A 3240-nucleotide genomic window follows, 5' to 3' on the forward strand; every position below is an offset into this window, starting at 1 on the left:
TGATCCTGAGGACGCCCAAGAGCCTGCTGCGTCACAAGAAGGCGGTCTCGTCGATGAAGGATCTGGCGGAGGGTTCGTCCTTCCACCGCGTCCTGCACGACGACGCCCAGACCCGCCCCGACGTCGCCGGGATCAAGATCAAGGCCGACAAGGCGATCCGCCGCGTCATCCTGTGTTCGGGCAAGGTCTATTACGACCTGCTGGACGCCCGCGAGAAGAAGGCCAAGGACGGCCAGGCGGTGGACGACGTCTATATCCTGCGCCTGGAGCAGTTCTATCCGTGGCCGATCCAGTCCCTGCGCAAGGAACTGGCCCGCTTCCCGAAGGCGGAAGTGGTCTGGTGCCAGGAAGAGCCAAAGAACATGGGCGGCTGGACGTTCGTCGATCCGTGGCTGGAGCTGACGCTCGACAAGCTGGACGTCGCCCTCCAAGCGCGCCCGCTACGTCGGCCGTCCCGGTTCCGCCTCGACGGCGGCCGGCCTGATGAGCCGCCACCTGAAGGAACTCGAGACCTTCACCAACGAAGCCTTCGCCTGATACACCTCACCGAATACTCCCAAAGAGACAGCTGGACCCGACATGGCCGACATCCTGACCCCCGCCCTCGGTGAATCCGTCACCGAGGCCACCATCGCGAAATGGACCAAGAAGGTCGGCGACGCGGTCAAGAAGGACGAACTGCTCGTCGAACTGGAGACCGACAAGGTCTCGCTGGAAGTGGTGGCGCCGGCCGACGGCGTCCTGGGCGCCATCAACGCCGCCGAGGGCGACACCGTCGTGCCGGGCACGGTCCTGGGTTCGGTGACCGAAGGCGGCGCGGCCGCCGCTGCGGCTCCGGCCTCGGCCCCAGCCAAGGCCGCCAAGGCCGAGGCCAAGGCGGCGCCCGCCGCCGCTGCGTCCAGCATCGACATCACCGTGCCGGTGATGGGCGAAAGCGTCGCCGAGGGCTCTATGGGCAAGTGGCTCAAGAAGAGCGGCGACGCCGTCAAGAAGGACGAACTGCTGGTCGAGATCGAGACCGACAAGGTCGCGGTCGAGGTTTCGGCGCCGGCTGACGGCGTGCTGACCATCGCCGCCGACGAGGGCGCGACCGTCACCCCCGGCCAGAAGATCGGTTCGGTTTCGGGTTCGGGCGCAGCCGCTTCGGCTCCGGCCGCCGCTGCCCCGGCGCCTGCCGCCGCTCCGGCCAACACCGGCTCGGCCCAGGTCTCGGGCGGCAAGAACGACACCCTGTCGCCGGCCGTCCAGCGCGTCGTCGCCGAAAACAATCTGGATCCGAAGGCCATCGCCGCCACGGGGCCCAAGGGCAATATCACCAAGGCTGACGCCATCGCCGCCATCGGTCAGGCCGCCCCGGCTCCGGCCGCCGCCGCCGCCGCGCCTTCGGCCCCGCGCGCCGTCGGCCCGCGCGAAGAGCGGGTGAAGATGACGCGCCTGCGTCAGACCATCGCCCGTCGCCTGAAGGAATCGCAGAACACGGCCGCCCAGCTGACCACCTTCAACGAGGTGGACATGACCAATGTCATGGCCCTGCGCGCCCAGTACAAAGAGGTGTTCGAGAAGCGCCACGGCGTGAAGCTGGGCTTCATGTCCTTCTTCACCAAGGCCGTGGTTGCGGCCCTGCACGAGATTCCGGCCGTCAACGCCGAGATCGACGGCACGGACATCATCTACAAGAACCACTATGACATCGGCGTCGCCGTCGGCACCGAAAAGGGTCTGGTGGTTCCGGTGCTGCGCGACGCCGACACCCTGAGCCTGGCGGGCATCGAAAAGGGCATCGGCGCCCTGGGCAAGGCCGCCCGCGACGGCGCCCTGACCATGGACCAGCTGCAGGGCGGCACCTTCACCATCACCAACGGCGGCACCTATGGGTCGCTGATGTCGACGCCGATCCTGAACGCCCCGCAGTCGGGCATCCTGGGCATGCACAACATCGTCCAGCGCCCGATGGCCATCAACGGCGAGGTCAAGATCCGTCCGATGATGTACCTGGCCCTCAGCTATGATCACCGCATTGTCGACGGCAAGGAAGCCGTGACCTTCCTGGTCCGCATCAAGGAACTGCTGGAAGACCCGCAGCGGGCCCTGCTGGACCTGTAAGAGACGGAAAGGCGGCGAGGTTCTCGTCGCCTTTTTCTTTCCCGACGAGGCCGATCATGCTGACCCTCTATACCGCCCCCGGATCCTGCAGCCGGGCCAGCCATATCGCGCTGGAAGAGTCCGGCCTGGCGTTCGAAGCCCGCCTGGTCGACTTCGCCCAGGGGGACCAGCGCCGGCCCGAGTTTCTGGCGATCAATCCCAAGGGGCGGGTTCCGGCTCTGGTGACCGATCAGGGCGTCCTGACCGAAAGCCCGGCCATTCTGGCCTATATCGCCGCCCTCGCTCCGCAGGGTCTGCTGGCGCCCGTCGAGCCCTTCGCTCTTGCGCGGATGCAGGCCTTCAACCTCTATCTGGCCTCGACTGTCCACGTCGCCCACGCCCATGGCCGCCGGGCCTCGCGCTGGAGCGACGACGCTGCGGCCCAGGCCTCGATGGCGGCCAAGGTGGCGCAGAACATGCGGGACTGTTTCACCCTGATCGAGGCGGATCTGGCCCGGAACGGAGACAGCGACTGGGTGATGGGCGACGCCTATTCCGTCGCAGATCCCTATCTGTTCACCTTCACCGGCTGGCTGGAAGGCGACGGCGTGGATGTGGCCGAGTTTCCGAATGTACGCGCCCATTACGACCGGATGGGCCGGCGTCCGGCGGTCGTCCGGGCGCTCCAGGCCGAGCAGACGCGCGCAGCCTGAGATATCATCGGTTGTGTCTCGTTTGCGCCGGTTGGACCTTTTCAGCCGACTAAGGGGTTTTCCGCACTTACGGCCCGGGCGGGAATGACGCCTTATTCCCGCCATGGAGTGGGCAGCGCGCGCGATAGGGGTGTTCTACGTCTTGGGCGGGCTGATGCTTCTGTATCAGGCCTGGCTCAACTGGCGTTTGCAGCGTGCATTGTCGGGGCTGATCCCGGTGTCCGTCACCGACCAGGTCGGGGACGGGGTGATTGCGCTGGGCGCCATGCTGGTCCTGGCCTCCGGCGCGGCCCTGGCGGCGCTCAGCGGCTGGGCGGTCGCGGCCTTCCTGGCCGGGTGGACGATCCAGGCCCTGTATCTGCTGTGGAATGATCGCGCCGTCCGCATCGCCGAGCCTACGGCCCTGAGCGGCCGTCGCCGGTCGGTCCACGCCTTCGCCGGCTAT

General features: G+C 67.3%; 3 protein-coding genes and 1 pseudogene. All 4 read left to right on the forward strand.

The genetic code is table 11. The annotated features are described in order from the left end of the window. Positions 1 to 537: pseudogene (gene sucA, locus Q0C81_RS17330) on the forward strand (2-oxoglutarate dehydrogenase E1 component); the annotation flags it as partial. Positions 538 to 579: 42 nt separating this feature from the next. Next, positions 580 to 2103, forward strand: coding sequence for a 2-oxoglutarate dehydrogenase complex dihydrolipoyllysine-residue succinyltransferase (odhB, locus tag Q0C81_RS17335; protein WP_035310194.1), 1524 nt, complete (start codon positions 580 to 582; stop codon positions 2101 to 2103). A gap of 56 nt (positions 2104 to 2159) precedes the next feature. After that, a complete protein-coding gene (locus Q0C81_RS17340) occupies positions 2160 to 2795 on the forward strand; it encodes a glutathione S-transferase N-terminal domain-containing protein (RefSeq protein ID WP_035310196.1) in 636 nt (211 codons plus the stop codon). A 130-nt stretch (positions 2796 to 2925) separates the two neighbouring features. After that, the coding region (locus Q0C81_RS17345; protein ID WP_291840941.1) for a hypothetical protein at positions 2926 to 3240 on the forward strand (315 nt) is incomplete at its 3' end.

This window comes from Brevundimonas sp., from assembly GCF_023259385.1.
Lineage (GTDB): Bacteria > Pseudomonadota > Alphaproteobacteria > Caulobacterales > Caulobacteraceae > Brevundimonas.